Here is a 17,718-nt window from a genome sequence, read left to right as displayed (position 1 = left end):
GGCTGTGTTGTCCACGCACCCCGGCCCCGCCGGATTCCCTGCCCCCCGTTTCGAAAGGTGGTCGATCGGCATCGCCCGTATCCGCACGATCAAGCCCGAGGCGTTCGCGTCCGAGTCCCTCGCGGCCGTGTCCCTGTCCGCCGAGCGGACCTTCTTCGGCCTGCTCACCCTCGCCGACGACCAGGGCCGGTTCCGTGACCAGGCGGCCGTCATCGCCGGCCAGCTGTGGTCGCTGCGCCGTGAGCACGGCCCGGTGGAGGTCGAGGACGATCTCACCCAGCTCGACGCCGCCGGCTTGATCTGCCGTTACGAGGGCGACGACGGCAAGCGGTACCTGCACATCGTCTCCTTCGCCAAGCACCAGAAGATCAACCGCCCCAGCGGCGTCCGGAACCCCGCCTGCCCCCGCCACGACCTCGGCGCCACGCGTGAGCCCTCACCGCACGTGCACGGAGCAGTCACGGAGCCCTCCGTGAAGGGGCGGGGAGGAAGCACGGAGGCGGCCGTGAATGGCAAACCCGCAGGTCAGGTGCGATTCAGTGAGCCCTCACCGCAAGTGCGGGGAGGACTCACGGAGCCCGCGGTGAGCCCTCACGATCCGGATCTAGGACCTAGGAACAGGGATCTAGGAACTACCCCGTTGGGGGGCGCGAGCGCCCCCGCGCCGCAGACCGTCTCGGCGAAGGACCTCATCGGCGAGTACGCCGCCGCGTGCACCCACCGACCGCCCCGGGACGTCCTCAGCCATCTCGGCGGGCAGGTACGCAAGCTCCTCGACGAGGGCATCGATCCGGTCCACGTACGGGCGGGTCTCGCACGGCACCGGGCCAAGGGCCTGCACCCGAGCACCCTGCCCAGCCTCGTCCACGAGGCCATGAACGCCTCCGCGCCCGCGCCCGCCGCCGCCGCCCACCGGCCATGGACCAACCCCGCCGACGTGGCCGCCGCCTACGGAGGTGACCTGTGACCGCCACCCTCACCCGGGACCCGCACCAGGTCGGCCGGATAGCCGACCGCCTCGGCGCCATCCTGACCCAGCGGGGAATCGGCCCCGACGCCACCGCGCACGAGCCGCCGTCGGAGCCCGTCACCGCGCTGGAGCTGGCCGACGCCCGCATCCCTGCCCGCTACCGGCGCGCTCTGACCGACCACCCCCAAGTCACAGCCTGGGTGGACGAGATCGCCCGCGCCGGCCGCCCCGGACCGGCAGGCGCACCGGGAATCTCGGAGGGTTCCTCCCTGCTGATCGCCGGCCCCACCGGCACCGGCAAGACCCACCAGGCGTACGGCGCCATCCGTGGCCTCCTCGCAGTGGGGGTCCGGCTCCGCTGGGAGGCCGTCACCGCCGCCGACCTGCACGCCCGCCTGCGTCCGCGCTCTGGCTTCGACAGCGAACGTGAGCTGCAGGCCCTGGCCAAGTGCCCCCTGCTGCTCCTGGACGACCTCGGAGCGGCCAAGACCAGCGAGTGGACCGAGGAGCTGACCTACCGGCTCATCAACCACCGGTACGAGCACATGCGTCCCACCCTCATCACCACCAACCTGCCGACCCCCGAGCTGCGCACCGCGCTCGGTGACCGCGTCGCCTCCCGCCTCGCCGAGATGACCGAACGCGTCATCCTCACCGGCCCCGACCGACGCCGCCGGAGCACGCCCACCGGCTGATCGGGCCCGTGCGCGTGCCCCTCCCCCCTGCCTCGCTCACCACACTCTGCCCTTGGCGGCCCAGACCTCCCGGAGACCGAGCCAAGCGGCCACTCCCGCCCTTCATTTCCCCCAACCTTTGTAGGCCCACCCTGCCCTCCCCCGCTCTCACGCGCCTGGCTGCCCAGAGCGCCAGCATCTCGCTCCTCCCGGACTGGGTCACCTCCCCCGTAACGACAGCGGTACTGCTCGCCTTGCTCGTGCTCGCCGGATGGATGCTCCGCCAGCAGCGCCGTCAGCCGCCCGGCGCAAACCGCTGGCGCGGGACCGTCGCAATGCCGGTCGCCGCCATGGCCGCGCTCGGCTGCACCGCCTACAGCGCGGACACCAGCTGGCGGTTCGCCGCCGACTACCTGGACATGGGCAGCACCGTCGAGCGCGCCTTCATGTTCGCCACCGCCGAGCTAGCCCTGTTCGCTACCGCGCTGATGGCACGCCAGAACCTCAACGGGCCCGCACGCGCGCCGGGCGTGCCAGGCGTCCTCGTGTGGGTGCTCACCGGAGTGCAGATCATCCCCGCCTACGCCGAGTTCGGGCTCGTCGGCGGCACCGTGCGCGCTTTCGTAGGCCCGGTCATGGCCGCCATGCTGTGGCACCTGGCCATGGGCATCGAGCTGCGCCACCGCACACCGCAGGCCGCCTCGCGTGGTCTGGCCGCCGTCCTCGTCCGCCAGATGCGTGAACGGCTGCTGGCCCGGCTAGGCATCGCTGACCAGGACGCGGACGCCGCCCGGCTCATCCGCGAGCGTGCGCTGAGCGACGCCGTCACCCTGATCCTCCGCGCCGAATCGATGACCGACAAGCAGCGCGGCACATTGCGGGGCCGGCGCCTGTCCGATCGTCTGCACGAGGCGCTGGAGCGGGCCGACGTCGACGGAGACCCACTCCAAGACGAGTTGCTGCTGCGCAAGCTCGCCACCCGCAAGCAGGCTCTCGGCCTCGCCACCGTCGCACTGCCGCCACGCTGGCACGCTCCGGCCTCGTACACCGCCCGATACTCCGGGCAGAGCCAGCCGCCCTCCGCCCGCCCGGATCCAGCTCAGCGTGCAGAGGAGACTGCCCGCCCGCATCCATCGCACCCGGGCGACGACCAGACGCCGCCGACTGCCCGCCCGCAACCTGCCCGCCCGACGCCAGGACTGCCCACACGACGGGCAGAACCCGAAGACGGCCCACCGCGTACGGGCAGCGACACATCCGGCGGCGCCCCGGGCAGGCGCAAGCGAAAACCGGCTGCCCGGCAGAAACAGGAGGACCGCAAAGCGCGCGCCTCCGACGAGGTCATCCGCGAGTTCGCCCGCCGCGTGTACGAGGAGACCGGCCGCATCGGCCGCGACCGGGTAGAGGACGCCCTCCGCGACGCCGGCTACACCGTCTCCAGCGACGACGCCGGACGCGTCGTCCGCGAATTCAAAAACCAACTAAAGGCCGCGCCCAGCGACTCCGCTCCCTGAGCCCCACAACCAACCGCTCCCACAGCCACCACCCTGAGACGGAGGCTCGATGCACGACCCACACCGCGAGGACCCCACCACCAGCGACAACGCCCTACCAACCACCCCGTCCCCAGCGCGAGCAAGTTGGAGGTCCGGACACTCCCCCGCAGGGGGAGCGCCCGAACCCGACCCCGCCCCGGGGGTGGCGGGGCCCGTCCGGCACCAGGGGGCGCCGGACGGGAGGGCTGCGACCGAGGGCGGACCGCAGCCAGGCAAGGCCAGCCGCAAGGGCAAGGCCAGGAAGGGGAAGTCGCGTCCGCGTGACAAGAGGCAGCGCCCCGCGCACAGCGTCCGCCTCAACTTCCAGGAACTCGCCATCATCCGATCCGGCGCCGAGCACGTCGATATGAGCGTGGCCGGGTTCCTTGCCCACTCGGCCCTGGCCGCTGCCCGCGACCAGTCCCGCACCGCAGCGACCATCGCCACCGAGCGGGACATCCTGACGGCCCTGTTCGGTGTGCGCCGGCAGCTCGGCTGGGCGGGCAGCAACGTCAACCAGGCGGTCAAGGCACTCAACTCCGGTGTCGACGCACCACACTTCGCCGCCGCCCTCGCCGACCTGCAGCGTGCCGCGCAGGCCGTCCAACGGGCAGCCGACAGGGTCGCCAACGGGCAGGAGGGCGAGGCGGCTTGATCCCCCGGATCCACCAGCAGGGCAGCAACACCCTCGGGCTCCTGCACTACCTGTACGGCAAGGGCACCCACGAGGAGCACATCGATCCACACCTGGTCGCTTCCTTCGACAACATGGCCCCCGACCCCGGACGTGACCCCTCGGCAACAAAAAGGGACCTCCAGCACCTCCTCGACCAGCCCCTGTCCCTGCTCGACGCGGACCGGCGTCCCGACCAGCACGTCTGGCACTGCTCGGTGCGCGCCGCGCCCGACGACCCGATCCTGTCCGACGAGCAGTGGGGCGACATCGCCCGCCGCATGGTCGCCGCCACCGGCATCGATCCTGGCGATGGCGCAGGCTGCCGCTGGGCCGCCGTCCGCCACGCCGACGACCACATCCACATCATCGCCACCCTCGTACGGGAGGACGGCCGCCGCCCGGACCACCACCGCTCCGGCAAACGCGCTCAGGCCGAGTGCCGCCTGCTCGAAAAGGAACTCGGCCTGCACCAGGTCGCGTCTGGGGACGGCACCGCCGCCAAGCGGGCTACCAGTGCGGAGCGGCACAAGGCCGAACGCGAGGGTCGAGAGCGCCCGGCGCGCGAGGAGCTGCGGGAGACCGTACGGCGTGCGGTGGCCGGCGCAACGAGCGAGGAGGAGTTCTTCGACCGGCTGGCCGCCGCCGGTCTTCTGATCCGCAAGCGCATTGCGCCCTCCGGCGACCTGCTCGGCTACAAGGTCGCCCTCGCCGACGACCGCAACAAGGACGATGAGCCGGTCTTCTACGCCGGTTCCACACTCGCACCCGACCTGTCGTTGCCCCGCATCCGCGAACGCTGGACCCTTCCGGCGGAGGCTGCCACTTCGGCGGACGGCTCCGGGCTGGAGCAGCCCACCCTGCCGCCCGTGACAGGTCCAGCGTTCGCGCGGCGCCGGGCCACCGCAGCCACGTGGCAGGCCCTGCTGATCATCGACCACGGCGACGACGGCACAGCAGCAGCGCAGATCGCTGCTGCAGGGGAGGTCCTGGACGCGCTCGCCAAGACCTCCGCCGCCCACACCCACGCTGAACTCCGCAAGGCGGCCTTCGTGTTCGAGCGGGCCAGCCGCTCCCACGTGAAGGCCGTCCGCGGGCACGACCGCGCCCTGCGCCAGGCCGCCCGCGATCTCATCCACAGCGGGCCCGCCCTCGGCCGCGGCGAAGACGGCGCCACCACCGCCATGCTCATCGACATGGCCTTCTTCCTCGCCATCGCCACGGCGAACTGGCACGCCAAGAGGCACCACAGCCAGCAGGCCGCCGCCGCCCGGCAAGCTGCCGAACACCTCCGCGCCGCCTACCAGGCCGCCGCAGCCCACCCCATGGCCATCCTCGGCCAGCGAGGCCATCGTCTGGCCCCGCGTGTTCGGCAACGGCAAGCCGACCTTCTCCACGAGGTGCTGCCGGAGCTGGCCGAACGAATCCGGACCGAACCCGGCTGGCCCGCCCTGGCCGCCACCCTCGACGACGTCCAGAGAGCCGGCCACGACCCGGCCGCCCTGCTTGCCGAAGCCACCCGACGGCGCGAGCTCGGCACCGCCACGTCCGTCAGCGACGTTCTCGTGTGGCGCCTGCGACGCAGCGCCCACTTGCCCGCCCTACCCGAAAGCCCCCACGGCACCCCGACCCGAGGCAGTCGGCGCACCGTGTACCCGGCGCCCTCCACACAGCCGGCGCCCAGCTCAGCGAACGACTCCAGCCGTCGGCGCTAACCGGCAAGGCGGGCGGAACATAGCCGACGATCGCCGGTTGGGCAAACCGGCGATCCTCCAGACCATTGATGCCTGCACCCACCCAAACTCCTGTTAGGAGCACCCGTATGCCCAATTCCGAGAACCGACCCCGCCCCGACATCGTCGCTCTCCTCTGCGACGCCGACTTCAAGCGCCGACGTGACACCAACACATGGACCCACCGCGACGGACGCCCGTTCAGCAAGGAGGAACAGGCCCTGGCCTTCACCGCCACCCGAGTCGAACTCGTAGGGGTGAACGAATAGCTTGCGCGCTATCGGGAGTACCTGCGCACGGTGGAGGAAGCGCCGGAGGCTCTGCAGCACTTCCTCGCCCCGTTCATGGAGCAGCTCACCGAGAAGACCCTCGGCAACGCCGTCCAGCTCATGAACGAGGACGACCGGACCGAGTTCGATCGACTGCTCCGCCTCGTAGCAGACCCGGTTCGTCCGTTCGCCCCGTACGCCTTCTGACGAGGGTCGGTCGCCAGCGCCCAGCGTGAGGATGCGACCGGCCCCTGGGATGGATGCCAGCATCTGACACCGAGGTGTACGGCGTCCCGGTAGCCGACAACCGCGAGCCGTGGCGCACGGGCTTCGCCAGGACAGGACACGCATCGAAGCCGGGCTTCCCGTCGGGAGGCCCGGCTTCGATGTGTTGAATGGCCCTTATTAGGCGCGTCCGGTGGGTCGCGGATTTGTGCGGGCGCCAGCGAGGCGGTAGGGCGATGGAGTACCGGTGGTTTTTCGAAGCTCCATCGCCTGCGTCACGCGGTCAGCTGGCCGCGAGACGAGCTCTCTTCTCGGCACACGGTTCGGCCTGCCAGCCAGGCAGGAACGCCGAGAGCACTGGGTCGCTTTCGATCTTCTGCTGGGTGAGCCGCATGCCTTCGTCGATGATCGCGTCCCACTTCTCTGTGGCGAGCTCGACGCGGCAGGGCAAGTCCTTGATGATCTTCTCGTCCACGGTCAGGTAGTTCGAGGCCCGACTCCTAGCCCCGCGGCCCGTAGGCACGTAGGCGTCGGCGCCGGCCTGGTCTGGAAGCAGGGAGATGAGGACCGCGTCCCCGTCCTCGGCGATCCTTCGGGCCGCCTTGTGGGCTGCTGAGACCTCCGTCTTGGAGGGGTCTCGATGCAGCATCTCGATCAGGGTGCCGCGGATGCTGACCGTGTCCCGACCGGCCAGCGCCTTTTGTAGGGCCTCGTGGAAGGTCTCCGTCATCGATGTCATGACCGCGATTGTCACGACTGGCTGGCCTGGGGCCATGCGCTCGAGGTCGGCACCCGGTATGTGTTCCCCCATTCGGCAGAAACGTGCTGGGCGTCGCCGCCGACGGTCCCGCCAGTCGGGCGGAGGCCGGTCTTCAGCTCGTCACTGACCCATCGGACAGGATCCCTAGCTGGCTGGAGCGCACAGGAGCCGGTCGCGTGTACTCTCCGGCAGCACCCGGCGCAGGACCGGTGCGCTGGAACTGAGGGAGTCGGCGAAGGCGGCGACGAGGTCGTGCGGCACGCTGGGGCCGAAGGAAGCCGCCCACAGGTATCCCGCGCCGAGCACCGGCTCAGCCCACGCCTGCCATCCAGCAAGGACCGCCTCGTCCGCCTCAGCCACCAGCGCCCGAGGGTCGGCGTCCTGGATGAGGGGCGGCACCTCCCCGAGGCGGATGTGGGAGGCGAAAGTCGGATCGACCGCTCCGGCGCCGGGCTGGTCGACGTCACGCAGCCACCCGTGCGCCGTAACGGCGTCGAGGACCAACTCGGAGCCACCGAGCGAAAGGGCGGGCTGATCGCGGGCGTCGAGAGCAGCGAGGAAGTCGGCGAGGACCTCTCCGGGGACTTCGGGGGTGAAGTAGGCCGACCACTGGGCGAGCGGACTGCTCAGGCCCGCGCGAGCGGAGACCTGCCAAGCGATCGGCAGGTTTCCCAGGTGGAACGGCTCGTCCGGCAGAACCCACTGCGCCCACCGCAGGGAGTCGGGACTGATGTGCAGGACGGTGCTGCGCAGGACCTGACGGTCCTCCGGCGCCTCATCCGGCACCTGGCGACCACGAACGATCGCCAGGCTCGTCCAGCCCAGGCCGGCGAGTGTGTCGGCGACAGCGTCGTACAGACGTCCGTCGTCACCAGCCAGGTGACGGGGGCCAACCCAGCACGCGGACGGGTCGCCGGTCGGGGCGAGCGGTTCGAACGGGAAGTCGGGATGCAGGGCGCCTCCAAAGGCGTGGGGGTTTCATTGCCGCCGGTGCCTGGCGGCTGGTCAGGAATGCCGTGCCGGTTTTGCGGCGGCCTTGGGTGGCAGATGACCGGTCTTCGTTTCCACATGGCGGCCTGGCGAGGCGACGGCCGAGCCGCCCGAGGGCCGCCGACTCGAGCCTCTGCTGTCACACCTGCTGGAGGTCTCCAGCACGCGAGCGACTGCGGCGGCGACGACATCCGCCGGCGTCTCGGTGTCGAAGGACATCTGGTAGCCGCGCACCTTGGCCGTACCGGTGACGGCGATCTTCCACCCCTCGCCGTCGGTACCAGGACGGCCGGACGGGAACCATCCGAGATAGAAGGAGCCGTCCTTGGAGTTGACGTGTACGTCCGCGCGGTCATCGACGACCAGGTTGAAGTCGTCGGCGCAGAACTGATCCATTACGAGCGTGGGCTGGCCCGGGCCGAGCTGCCACTTACGCAACCGCAGGGCCTCGATGGTGGTGGAGAATCCGGGACTCGGGGGTTCCGGAATCACGGGCGATCACCTCTTTGACCTGGTGGTTTGCAGGAGGGTCGTCCACGTTGACATGCCGTTGCAGCGTTGGCCAGTCGTTCACGGATCTTTGCTGTCTGCCCCGGGCGAACTGCGACGAGGCGTGAGACAGCGTCGTCGTACGGCGGAGAAACGGCGTGCGCGTGGTGGGCAGAATGCTGATAGTTGCCGCATGGATGCGATCGAGGCCGCACATGCCGTTGTAGTTGAACACCACCCCGACGCCCAGGCTGCCTTCTTGGGAGGCAGCGTGGTGACGGGCCGCCGCACGGCAATGTCGGACCTCGACATCGTGGTCCTGCTCCACGGAGCCCCAGCCCCGTACCGGGCCAGCCTCCGAAGTGACGACTGGCCGGTGGAGATGTTCGTGCACACCGAAGCGACGTGGTACGCGTACGTTGAGCGGGAAGTACGCAAGCGCCGGTCGCCGCTGCTTTGGATGTGCGCCGACGGTGAGCTGCTATTCGACGCTGACGGAGTCGGCGCGCGCATCGCAGCGGAGGCCCGAAAGCTGACCGCCGCAGGGCCACCCATGGTGTCGGCCGATGAGATTGACGATCGCCGCTACGCGATCACCGACCTCCTCGACGACCTCGCAGGAAGCAGCGACCAAAGCGAGCGAATGTTCATTGCCACCGAACTGGTTCGACGCACAGGCGAGTTGGCACTAGCCATCAGCCACTCGTGGGGCGGGGGTGGAAAGTGGCTCGCACGCCGTCTGGAGACGACCTCACCGGGGCTCAGCTTGCGACTGCACCGTGGCCTGCGGGAGGTGTTGGAGGGGCGGGTAGAGCCCCTCGTAGCCGCTGTCGACGAGGTGATCGGGCAGGCCGGTGGTCGGTTGTGGGTCGGCTACAAGCGTGGTGGGACTTCGTGAACCTGGCGGGGACCGAGATACGAGGGCGGCGAACGGCGCACTGGTCATCGGGCGGCGGACCTCCTGCGGGTCGGTGGCCTCCTCGCAGGGATCCGGAGCGGCTGCGGCAGTGCGTGCGCCACCGAAAGGCGTAGAAACCGCATAAAGCGCCATGGCATCGAGCGTGTCCGGCCCATGGGGTGGTCGTGGCTCAAGCCCCCGGCCACGAGGCTGGTCGCGAGTCACTCGCTCAAGGATGGCTGCCGGTAGCCCTGATGCTCATGGGCGTTCGTGATCACAGGGTTCGAGGGGCGACAGGCGCTCCAGCGAGACCGCCGAACCGCTGTCGCCTTCGCCTCCGCCCGCCTGATCACTGCGAGTATGGGCGGGTGAGTGCTGACGTGTTGGGACGCTGGGTGCCGGATCGTCCCGAGGATGTGGCCGCGGTCTTCGCCATGGCGGACTTCCCATGGTGGATCGCCGGTGGCTACGCGATCGAGCTCGCGGTCGGCCGGGAGCTGCGCGCACACGGCGATCTCGACGTCCTCGTCCTCCGGCGTGACCAGGCCCGGGTACGGAACCTCCTGGCCGACTGGGACCTGTACGTGGCCGACCCACCCGGCCAGGGGGAGCTGCGACCGTGGCGTCCTGGAGAGCTCCTACGGCCGCCGCTGCACGACATCTGGTGCCGCCGCACGCCGGAGGCGCCCTGGTCGGTGCAGCTCATGCTGGACGAGGCCGAGGGCACCCAGTGGGTCTCGCGGCGCACCCCGGACATTCGCCTCCCGATCGACCGGCTCGGGCGGACGAGCGAGACGGGCATCCCGTATCTCGCGCCCGAGGTGCAGCTCTTCTACAAGGCGAAGGCGACCCGGGACAAGGACGAGACCGACTTCACAGCGGTACTACCGCTGCTCGACGCTCCGGCACGCGCCTGGCTGGCGGACGCGATCAAGGTGACCGCGCCCGGCCACCCCTGGCTCCGCCAGCTCCTGCCGGTCAGCCGAACGTGAGCAGCGGAACGTCGTAGAGGTCGGGGTTCCGGGGCGAGGTCATCGTGGGCGACGTGACCTCCACGATCAGCAGCTCGCTGAGGAACTGCACCTTGACGCTGAGGAGGTGGCTCGTCCTGCCGTCGGCCGACTGGGCCTTCAGGCCGGCGGAGACGTGGATGTGCGGGAGGATCCCGCCGGTGGCGCGAAATGGGCTCGGCGAGGGAGTCGCGGCCCAACTCGCTCTTCCGGAGACCTCGTGGACACTCCAAAAACGGGCTTCTGTGTGGTCAGGGCCGAGCAGGCGGCAGCGTGGCGGGCCGATACCTCGTCGGATCCATCGATTTCGAGAAGCGTGGGCGGACAGGGCCAGGGGTCGAAGCCAGAAGGGAGGTCCGTCCACGCACCCCACGGCTCCAGGTCGCACTAGGTAGGACCTGGCCCCGCTCGGTGCATGGAACACGTCAGCGAGGAGTCGCGTCGCGGCCAGGGCTATGGCCGAACCTGGATCAGAGCGTGAGTGCCGCTGGTACGCCACGCCGCACCGGACTGTTCGAGGGCGTCCAGCGTTCCGTGGTCCAGGCCGACGATGACGTCGGACTTCAGGGTGCGGAGGGCTGCGACGGCCCCTGGGAAGTACGCGGTGAGGTCGGCGAACGGCGCCGTGGCGTCCCAGAGCCGGTCGCCCACCAGGCGGCGGTAGTTGAGGTCGCCCTTCAGGATGGTGAGCGTGGCGGCCTCGAACTCGCTTCGAAGGTCCTCGGACATCTCTTCGTACGGCAGCGGAGCGCAGAAGAAGGGGTGGGTGCGGACCTCCAGGCGTCCTGACGCCATGGCCTTCCACAGTCGGCCGCCGATCGTGCCTGCTTCGCCGGATGCCTCGGTGAGGCGGCGGAGGCAGTCGACGACGTCCGCCGTCATCGCGTCGGAGACGTAGTACGGGTACGGCTTGACGTGGAGCACGACCCGCTCGGCGTGCCGGCGTTCGAGGAGGTGATCGATGAGGATCAGGTCCGGGATCAGCTCGCGGCCGGCGTTGTCCGCCACCACGGCGACGGTCGCGGGCGCTCCGGCGGGCAGGAGCTGCCAAAGCACGCCGCTCTCGTCAGCGACGAGAGCGGAGGTAGCTTCGCCGGTCGCTGGCTCCCCCGCCGAGACACGGAAGCCGAGGTCCGCGCGGTTGCCCCAGAGCGAGGCGTGGAGCAACGCCGTGGCTCGCTCGTCCGCAGGTCCGTCGGCGAGCGCGTCCAGGGACCGCAGCTCCTCTTCCACCGCCTCGCTGCGAAGTTCGGCCTGCTTGAACGGAGCGAAGGGATCGACTCCCTGCCACGGGCCGGTACCGAAGTACTCGATGGCGGCGAGGAGCCTGCGGTAGAAGTAGCTCTCCGCCCATAGGAACGGGGCGTCGAACCAAGGTCGCCCGAAGTGCTCCCGCCCCCAGTCCGTCCACTGCCCGTGATCGTGCTCCGCAGGAGCGAGCGGTTCGACAACACCGTTGGTGATCTCGTCCAGCAGGGCATCGAGGGCCTCGTGCTGTCGGCGCCCGTACGGGAAGGCGTCTCGCACCTGCTGGATCAGGGCCGGGTGGCGTTTGGCCAGGACGCCCCAGGCGAACGAGCCGGGCTCGTTACTCAGGATGACTGGCGCCTCGCGGTCGGCGGTCTGGCCCGAGCTGATGTCGGCCCCTTCGTCCGCGGTGCTGGGAGTCTTCTCTGTCATGGTGTCCAAGCCCTTCGCTTGTTGCTCATGAGTCCTTGATCTTCAGGGCCACGACCCCCGCCGCACTGCCGACCAGCACCTCGCCCGTACGAGGTTCGAAGGCCGCGCAGTGCAAAGAGGCGTCCACCCTGACCTTGGCGATCTGGCGCTGCTCTCCGAGCGCCCACAGGCGCACCGTCCCGTCCGCCGCGGCCGACACCAGGCGGTCCTCGTCGTTGAGGAAGCCCAGCATGAGGATGCGGCCGGTGTGCCCGGAGAGGTGGGAGGTGAACCTGTCCGTACCCAGGTGCCGTACGGCGATATCGCCGGTTCCCGCCCCGACCGCGACGCGATGCCCCGGTTCGTCGACCGTGACGGCGCGGGCCCACCCGCTGGGGCTGGAGAACCGGCCCTTGAACTCGCCGGTGAGGGCATGCCACACGCGTACGGAGCCGTCGCCGCCACAGGCAGCGAGGAGATCTCCGCTGTCGTCGAAGGCAAGCGAGCGCAATCGGCCAGCATGAACATCCTGGCTCCACAGCAGCGCCCCGGCGGAGAAATCCCAAACCCGGATGTGTCCGTCGCCCGTGCTTGCGGCAAGTCGGGATGTCGAGCGAGCCATCGCCACGGCCCACGTACGCGGGGTGTCCTGGTTCAGGATGAGGGACCACGCCTTGTCGAGCAGCGACCAGACCCTGACCGCTCCGTCGCCGCAGGCGGCCGCGACGTGCTCACCGCTGCCTGCCAGGGACCAAACTCGCCCATCGGCTGCGGCGAGCCTCCTGCTGACCGTCCCGGTCGAGGTGTCGATGACACCGATGCCGCCGGCACCGTCGCCGACCACAGCGGTACGGCCGTCGGCGGCGAACTGCGTGGACCACACAGTGTTCGAGCCACTGGCCAGCGTCCTGAGCCTGCTCCTGCCCACCGTCCAGACGCGAACAGCACCGTCCTCACATCCCGCTATCACGGAGCCGTCGCCTGTTCTGGCGAGTGAACGCACCCAGTCGACGCCCGGAGGAGGCTGAGTCTCGCCCGCTGGGCCTTCCGCTGAGAACGCCTGGATCCTCGGCTCTTCGGTGGCGGCGACGATGGCATCGTCCGAAGACAGAGCAACGGCACGCACGCGCGCCTTGAGATCGGCGATTCGGCGAACGAGAGCGAGCTGGCCATCCGCCGCGTCCCACACGGCGATGGAGCGGTCACCTGATCCGGAGACCAACAGAGAGGAGCCGGGGGCGAAGGCCACGGAACGTACCCAGTCGCGGTGAGCGGCGCGTTCGTCCAGGAGACGACCTGTACGCAGGTCGAAGAGGCGGACGAACTCGTCCTCGCCGGCCACGGCCACAAGCGAGTGGGAGTCTCCTCCAATCGCCACGGACCAGACGGGAGTGCCGACCGTACGCATCGACCGCACGAGCACGAGCCTGTCCACGTCCCACACATGCACAGCTCCGTCCTCGGCCCCGGAGAGCAGGAACGGGCCGGATGGGGAGAAGGCGAGGCTGCGGATGCGGCGATTGTGCCCGGGCAGCACCCCGATGGGTTCTCCGGTGTCGGTACGCCATAGTCGGATCGCCCCGTCGTCTCCTGCCGAAGCGAGGACCAGCCCGTCCGAGGAGAGCGCGGTGGCGAACACCCACCCGATGTGCGCCTGATGGGCTCGGAGTAGCCGACCGGTGTCGACGTTCCACAGCCTGACCACTCCGTCCTCGCCACCCGACGCGACCATGTCGCGAGCGGCGCAGACGCTGACAATCGCACCAATGTGGCCGGGGGCCGCTCCCGTGGTGTCGTCCTCGGGAGGCAGTAGCCACTTCGGGGCGAGCACCACCTCCGCACCAGTGACGCGTTCGAGGGTTCGCGTGGCCTGGGACAGAGGTGAGCGCCGCAGCACGATGGAAAGCGTCGAGGCGATGTCAGCCGGGCTTTCCAGTCCGCTCAGCAGGTACCCGGCGCCGGTCAGGGCGCGGGCGGTCAGCCACTCCTCACGCTGGGGGTGGCCGGCCTCGCGCCGCCCTGGCAGAGCGTCGAGGACGGCGGCGTCCGCGGTCAGGTGCTGGTGTCCGACGAGCGCGACCTTGCGTACCACGTACGACGGGGACGCCAGGAGGCTGACGAGCTCGGCGTCGAGCTCGGCTTCACGCAGGTGGTAGGGGAGATGGCGCCACAGGTAGCCCTCGGTCTCGTCCAGCGTCTCCCACGCGCCCTCGATGCCGTGCCGGTATGACTCGATAAGGGACCGGTGAAGGGCCGCCCAATGATCGCCGATCAGGTGGCGCAGGTAGGACCGGAACACATCATGCAGCACGATGGCGTCCCGGTCGGCGAGATAGGCGCTGATCAGGGACCGGTCGGACAGCAGTCGGCAGAACTGCCTCACCACGTGAGGCGCCCATCCGTGCGCTGTTCGCCACCAGTGAGTGAGCACCGACACGGGGATCGGCAGCGACGGCGGGAAGACCGCGAGCGAGAGGTACCGGTCCCGCAGGTCCGAGTGGCCCGCGATCGAGACGCTTTCCTCAAGGCTGCGGAGACTGGACGCGAGGGCCTGCCCGATCGCGTTCTTCCGCTGGTCCGAGTCCCAGACGTCGAATGCCTGGGGGCCGTACGCACGGATCGTCGCGCTCGTCTCAGCCACCACACGACCGGCCGGGGCACCAGAGACGACCTCCTGTGCGACGTTCGCCCCGACGATCGACGCCAGCAAGGGCCATCCTCCGCACGCGCCGGCAAGGCGCGCGGCTTCCGCCTGGCCCAGGTTCCCAACGTTGCGGACGAGCAGCTCCCGGATCTCGCCCGGCGCCATGGGACCCAGCCGTACGAGCCTGGCGGCGCTGGGGCACACGCGCACGTTCCTGGTGGTGACGAGCCGTACGCAGTCCTTCCCACCCAACAGGAATGGGCTTAGATCGGCCGCGGACCAGACGTTGTCGATGACGAGGAGGGCACGCCGTCCCTGGAGCAGACGAGCCAGGTGGAAGCCGGCCTGCTCCGGATCCGCGAAAGAAGGGCGGCTGCCGTCCAGATGAACGCACAGGTCGGAGATCAGCTCGACAACCCTCGCCGCTGTGCACCCCTCGCCTGTCTCCACCCACAGGAAATCCGAGAAGGAGTTCCGTACACGAGGGTCGTGGCATACCTGCGTCGCGAGCGTCGTCTTCCCGAACCCGCCGGGACCGCACAGGGCGACCGTGGAGGCGCTGTTGTCCGCCGACGCCTCCCGTAGGACGGCGACGAGCCCCTCGAAATCATCTGACCTGTGCACCAAGCCGGGCTCCGGGACGGGTATCGGGAGGTAATGGTCCGGTGCGGGCGCGGCAGAGGACATCGGAGCACCAACAGAGTCCCAGAAGCGCTGCCGCACCTCCGCGTCGCTCCGCTCCAGCGCCGTATCCAATAACGCCTGGGAATCCGGGGTGAGAACGATCTCCTCGCCTCGGGCCTCCCAATTGGACACCGTCCGGTCGCTGACGCCGAGGTAGGCGGCGAAACGACGCACGCTCCGACGCGTCGCGAGCCGCAGAGCGCGCGCCTCCCTTCCGGTCCAGCGCTGCACTGTGGCCACCGAAGCTCCTTCGACCGACACCAACGACGGTAACAGCGTAGGGCGGTCTGACCAGGGGCGTAGGGCCTTCGCTTCGACAGAAGTTCAGCACCGATTCGGCACCCGGGTGGTCCCGCACGGCGAAGCCAGCAGTCCCGCGATCGCCCGCGTGAGCGACGGCGTTGCCACGCGAGTGCGGCGCGACGGCATCCCGCTGTCCCGCACCGCTCGGCAGTCTGCTCATCACGGAGCGCTGCCGCTCCGCGTGGACGACGAAGGGGTGGTTTCAGGTGATCGGAACGAAGCAGCATGGCGGTGAGGGCGGGTGGTCCGATAGGCAGATCGCCTACTACCGAGCGCGAGCCGGCGAATACGACGACTCCTACAGCGACCGCATGCCCATGCCTCAGCTCGCGCACGTCCTCGACGGCCTGCCGATCCGCGGCGACGTCCTGGAGCTGGCGTGCGGTACCGGCCAGTGGACCCGACTGATCTCCGACCGCGTACGCAGCCTGACCGCCCTGGACGCCGCGCCGGAGATGCTGTCCGCGGCCCGAGAGCGGATGCACGGAACCGCGACTCGCTTCATCGAGGCGGACATCTTCAGCTGGGAACCGGATCGCCAGTACGACACCATCTTCTTCGCCTTCTGGCTGAGCCACGTGCCGCCTGTGGAGATGGAAGCCTTCTGGGACCTCCTGAGGTGGACGCTGGCGCCGGGCGGCCGCGTGGTGTTCCTGGACGACGCGCCTGCCAAGGCGGAGATCGAGGAGGGCGTTGCCGAGGCCCAGGTGCCCACGGTGCGCCGCAGGCTCGCCGACGGATCCCACCACCTGGCCGTGAAGGTGCTGCGTGACGCCGCCGCCCTCACCTCGCAGCTGCGCGACTTGGAATGGGAAGCCCAGGTCGAGTCGATCGACCGGTACCACATCGCTGGTGTCGCTCGCCCCTGGACGAGCGAATGACGAGCATGAGCGGCTACCCGGCCCGACCCAGCGTCCGCGCCGGCGAAGTGCTCCGGCTGCACATCTCCGCTTCGGCCCCGCGCTTCCACGTCGACTTCTACCGCTGGGGCGCGACGCCCCACCACGCCGGCCATGTCGAGTGGCCCGGCGGCACCGCAGAGTCCGGCACGTTCGACGCGGACTGGCGGTGGCCCGCCTACGAGTTCCTCGTGCCCCCCGAGTGGAGGTCCGGGGTCTACATCGCGGCGCTGAGCACGGAGCCGACATCGGACATGCCGCCGATGGACTCCCGTGAGGCGCGGATCCTCTTCGTGGTCACACCCTCCGCGCCGTCTGGCCGCAAGGTCCTCTTCAAGATCCCGACCTTCACCTACCACGCCTACAACACGGCAGGGGGAGGCAGCCTCTACAGCGCCGCCCAGGTCACGATGCTCCGCCCCGGAGGCGGCGTCGGCGGCCCCGTCAAGGGCCTACCCGACCCGTACGACACCGCCTCCCCGCGGCAGACCTTCGCTCACTGGGACGCCCCCTTCATCGCGTGGATGGAGATGAACCGGATCGAGAGCGACTTCTGCACCGACCTGGACCTTCACGAAGGCCGACACCTCCATGACGGATACCGCCTCCTGGTCGCCGCCGGCCACGACGAGTACTGGAGCGCCGAGATCCGTCGAAACGTCACCGCGTTCCGGGACAGCGGAGGAAACATCGCCAACTTCGGCGCCAACACCTGCTGGTGGCGAGTACACGTGGCGCCGGACGGAGCCGGGCTGCGCTGCGACAAGTTCCCGCCCGGAGCCTCGGCCGGGAAGGACCCGGACAGCTCGTACGGCTGCCCGGATCACTGGTGGGAGTCGGAGCCCGAGAACTCCCTTCTCGGGGTGAGCTACCGAAACGGTGGTGGCCACTGGGACGGCCCGCGTACTCCCCTCGGGTTCACCGTCACGGATGCGGACCACTGGCTCTTCTCCGGCACGGGCCTGCGGACGGGCGACGTCGTCGGCCGCGACGGCGCGCTGGTCGGCTACGAATGCGACGGGGCGGCGTACGAGCTCGACGCGTCCGGCCGACCGCGCCCGACAGGCCGAGACGGGACTCCCAAGGACTTCGAGATTCTCGGCATCGCGCCGCTGCCCGGCGATTGGAACTTCGCGGCTCGGGAGGCGATGGACAGTCCTCGGGCAGCGACCCTCGGCCTCTACACGGCGAACGGCACGGTCTTCACCGCTGCCACGACCGACTGGGCCCGGCTTCTGGCCACCGCCCCGCGGGTCGCAGCCATCACCCGCAACGTCTTCACCCGTCTCTCCTGACCGAAGGG

At 69.8% G+C, this 17,718-nt stretch carries 15 protein-coding genes and 1 pseudogene; 11 read left to right on the top strand and 5 right to left on the bottom strand.

The window, feature by feature from the left end; all coding sequences use genetic code 11:
• The first annotated feature begins 70 nt into the window (after positions 1 to 70).
• From C6N75_RS06420 to C6N75_RS31380, 7 genes are all read left to right on the top strand, one after another.
• Positions 71 to 967: a hypothetical protein gene (locus C6N75_RS06420; protein WP_105867886.1), complete on the top strand. Its 897-nt coding sequence runs from the start codon at positions 71 to 73 to the stop codon at positions 965 to 967.
• Positions 964 to 1,665 carry an ATP-binding protein gene (locus tag C6N75_RS06415; RefSeq protein WP_105867863.1) on the top strand — a complete coding sequence of 234 codons (702 nt, stop codon included), beginning with the start codon at positions 964 to 966 and terminating at the stop codon, positions 1,663 to 1,665. The genes C6N75_RS06420 and C6N75_RS06415 overlap by 4 nt, the downstream gene beginning before the upstream one ends.
• A gap of 254 nt (positions 1,666 to 1,919) precedes the next feature.
• Positions 1,920 to 3,158: a hypothetical protein gene (locus tag C6N75_RS06410; protein WP_105867862.1), complete on the top strand. Its 1,239-nt coding sequence runs from the start codon at positions 1,920 to 1,922 to the stop codon at positions 3,156 to 3,158.
• Positions 3,159 to 3,546: 388 nt separating this feature from the next.
• A complete protein-coding gene (locus C6N75_RS32045; RefSeq protein ID WP_322888030.1) occupies positions 3,547 to 3,834 on the top strand; it encodes a mobilization protein in 288 nt (95 codons plus the stop codon).
• Complete coding sequence (locus C6N75_RS06400) at positions 3,831 to 5,567, top strand: relaxase/mobilization nuclease domain-containing protein (RefSeq protein WP_105867860.1); 1,737 nt, start codon at positions 3,831 to 3,833, stop codon at positions 5,565 to 5,567. The genes C6N75_RS32045 and C6N75_RS06400 overlap by 4 nt, the downstream gene beginning before the upstream one ends.
• Positions 5,568 to 5,674: 107 nt before the next feature.
• Entirely contained in the window at positions 5,675 to 5,854 is a 180-nt protein-coding gene (locus C6N75_RS31385) for a hypothetical protein (RefSeq protein WP_258177258.1), read from the top strand.
• 30 nt (positions 5,855 to 5,884) lie between these two features.
• On the top strand, positions 5,885 to 6,061 hold the full coding sequence (locus C6N75_RS31380) for a hypothetical protein (RefSeq protein ID WP_258177257.1): 177 nt from the start codon (positions 5,885 to 5,887) through the stop codon (positions 6,059 to 6,061).
• A gap of 301 nt (positions 6,062 to 6,362) precedes the next feature.
• Here the strand turns inward: C6N75_RS31380 and C6N75_RS06390 are convergent, their stop codons facing one another.
• The 3 genes and pseudogenes from C6N75_RS06390 to C6N75_RS06380 form a co-directional block, all read right to left on the bottom strand.
• A complete protein-coding gene (locus C6N75_RS06390) occupies positions 6,363 to 6,818 on the bottom strand; it encodes a hypothetical protein (protein WP_146132497.1) in 456 nt (151 codons plus the stop codon).
• 165 nt (positions 6,819 to 6,983) lie between these two features.
• A complete protein-coding gene (locus C6N75_RS06385; protein WP_105867858.1) occupies positions 6,984 to 7,793 on the bottom strand; it encodes a DUF317 domain-containing protein in 810 nt (269 codons plus the stop codon).
• Between the two features lie 180 nt (positions 7,794 to 7,973).
• Positions 7,974 to 8,321: pseudogene (locus C6N75_RS06380) on the bottom strand (DUF317 domain-containing protein); the annotation flags it as partial.
• Positions 8,322 to 8,511: 190 nt separating this feature from the next.
• Between C6N75_RS06380 and C6N75_RS06375 the strand changes: the two are divergent.
• Positions 8,512 to 9,216 carry a nucleotidyltransferase domain-containing protein gene (locus C6N75_RS06375; protein WP_105867857.1) on the top strand — a complete coding sequence of 235 codons (705 nt, stop codon included), beginning with the start codon at positions 8,512 to 8,514 and terminating at the stop codon, positions 9,214 to 9,216.
• Positions 9,217 to 9,584: 368 nt separating this feature from the next.
• A complete protein-coding gene (locus tag C6N75_RS06370; protein WP_105867856.1) occupies positions 9,585 to 10,208 on the top strand; it encodes a nucleotidyltransferase domain-containing protein in 624 nt (207 codons plus the stop codon).
• A gap of 471 nt (positions 10,209 to 10,679) precedes the next feature.
• Here the strand turns inward: C6N75_RS06370 and C6N75_RS06360 are convergent, their stop codons facing one another.
• Both C6N75_RS06360 and C6N75_RS06355 read right to left on the bottom strand, forming a co-directional pair.
• Positions 10,680 to 11,906 carry a damage-control phosphatase ARMT1 family protein gene (locus C6N75_RS06360; RefSeq protein WP_105867885.1) on the bottom strand — a complete coding sequence of 409 codons (1,227 nt, stop codon included), beginning with the start codon at positions 11,904 to 11,906 and terminating at the stop codon, positions 10,680 to 10,682.
• Between the two features lie 25 nt (positions 11,907 to 11,931).
• Positions 11,932 to 15,453 carry an NB-ARC domain-containing protein gene (locus C6N75_RS06355; RefSeq protein ID WP_105867855.1) on the bottom strand — a complete coding sequence of 1,174 codons (3,522 nt, stop codon included), beginning with the start codon at positions 15,451 to 15,453 and terminating at the stop codon, positions 11,932 to 11,934.
• A gap of 374 nt (positions 15,454 to 15,827) precedes the next feature.
• On the opposite strand from C6N75_RS06355, the gene C6N75_RS06350 reads away from it, so the two are divergent.
• Positions 15,828 to 16,397: a class I SAM-dependent methyltransferase gene (locus C6N75_RS06350; protein ID WP_105867884.1), complete on the top strand. Its 570-nt coding sequence runs from the start codon at positions 15,828 to 15,830 to the stop codon at positions 16,395 to 16,397.
• Entirely contained in the window at positions 16,394 to 17,710 is a 1,317-nt protein-coding gene (locus C6N75_RS06345) for a N,N-dimethylformamidase beta subunit family domain-containing protein (RefSeq protein WP_105867854.1), read from the top strand. Before C6N75_RS06350 ends, C6N75_RS06345 begins: the two co-directional genes overlap by 4 nt.
• Positions 17,711 to 17,718: the final 8 nt, after the last annotated feature.

The sequence above is a fragment of the Streptomyces solincola genome (assembly GCF_002982015.1).
In the GTDB taxonomy this organism is placed as follows: Bacteria; Actinomycetota; Actinomycetes; order Streptomycetales; family Streptomycetaceae; genus Streptomyces; species Streptomyces solincola.
This window is presented reverse-complemented; position numbering and strand designations above follow the sequence as displayed.

Coding starts and splice junctions, on each gene's coding strand:
- C6N75_RS06410 (WP_105867862.1), top strand. CDS start 1,920: ATGCTCCGCCAGCAGCGCCGTCAGCCGCCCGGCGCAAACCGCTGGCGC.
- C6N75_RS06390 (WP_146132497.1), bottom strand. CDS start 6,818: ATGACATCGATGACGGAGACCTTCCACGAGGCCCTACAAAAGGCGCTG.
- C6N75_RS32045 (WP_322888030.1), top strand. CDS start 3,547: ATGAGCGTGGCCGGGTTCCTTGCCCACTCGGCCCTGGCCGCTGCCCGC.
- C6N75_RS06350 (WP_105867884.1), top strand. CDS start 15,828: ATGCCCATGCCTCAGCTCGCGCACGTCCTCGACGGCCTGCCGATCCGC.
- C6N75_RS31385 (WP_258177258.1), top strand. CDS start 5,675: ATGCCCAATTCCGAGAACCGACCCCGCCCCGACATCGTCGCTCTCCTC.
- C6N75_RS06375 (WP_105867857.1), top strand. CDS start 8,512: ATGGATGCGATCGAGGCCGCACATGCCGTTGTAGTTGAACACCACCCC.
- C6N75_RS06360 (WP_105867885.1), bottom strand. CDS start 11,906: ATGACAGAGAAGACTCCCAGCACCGCGGACGAAGGGGCCGACATCAGC.
- C6N75_RS06345 (WP_105867854.1), top strand. CDS start 16,394: ATGACGAGCATGAGCGGCTACCCGGCCCGACCCAGCGTCCGCGCCGGC.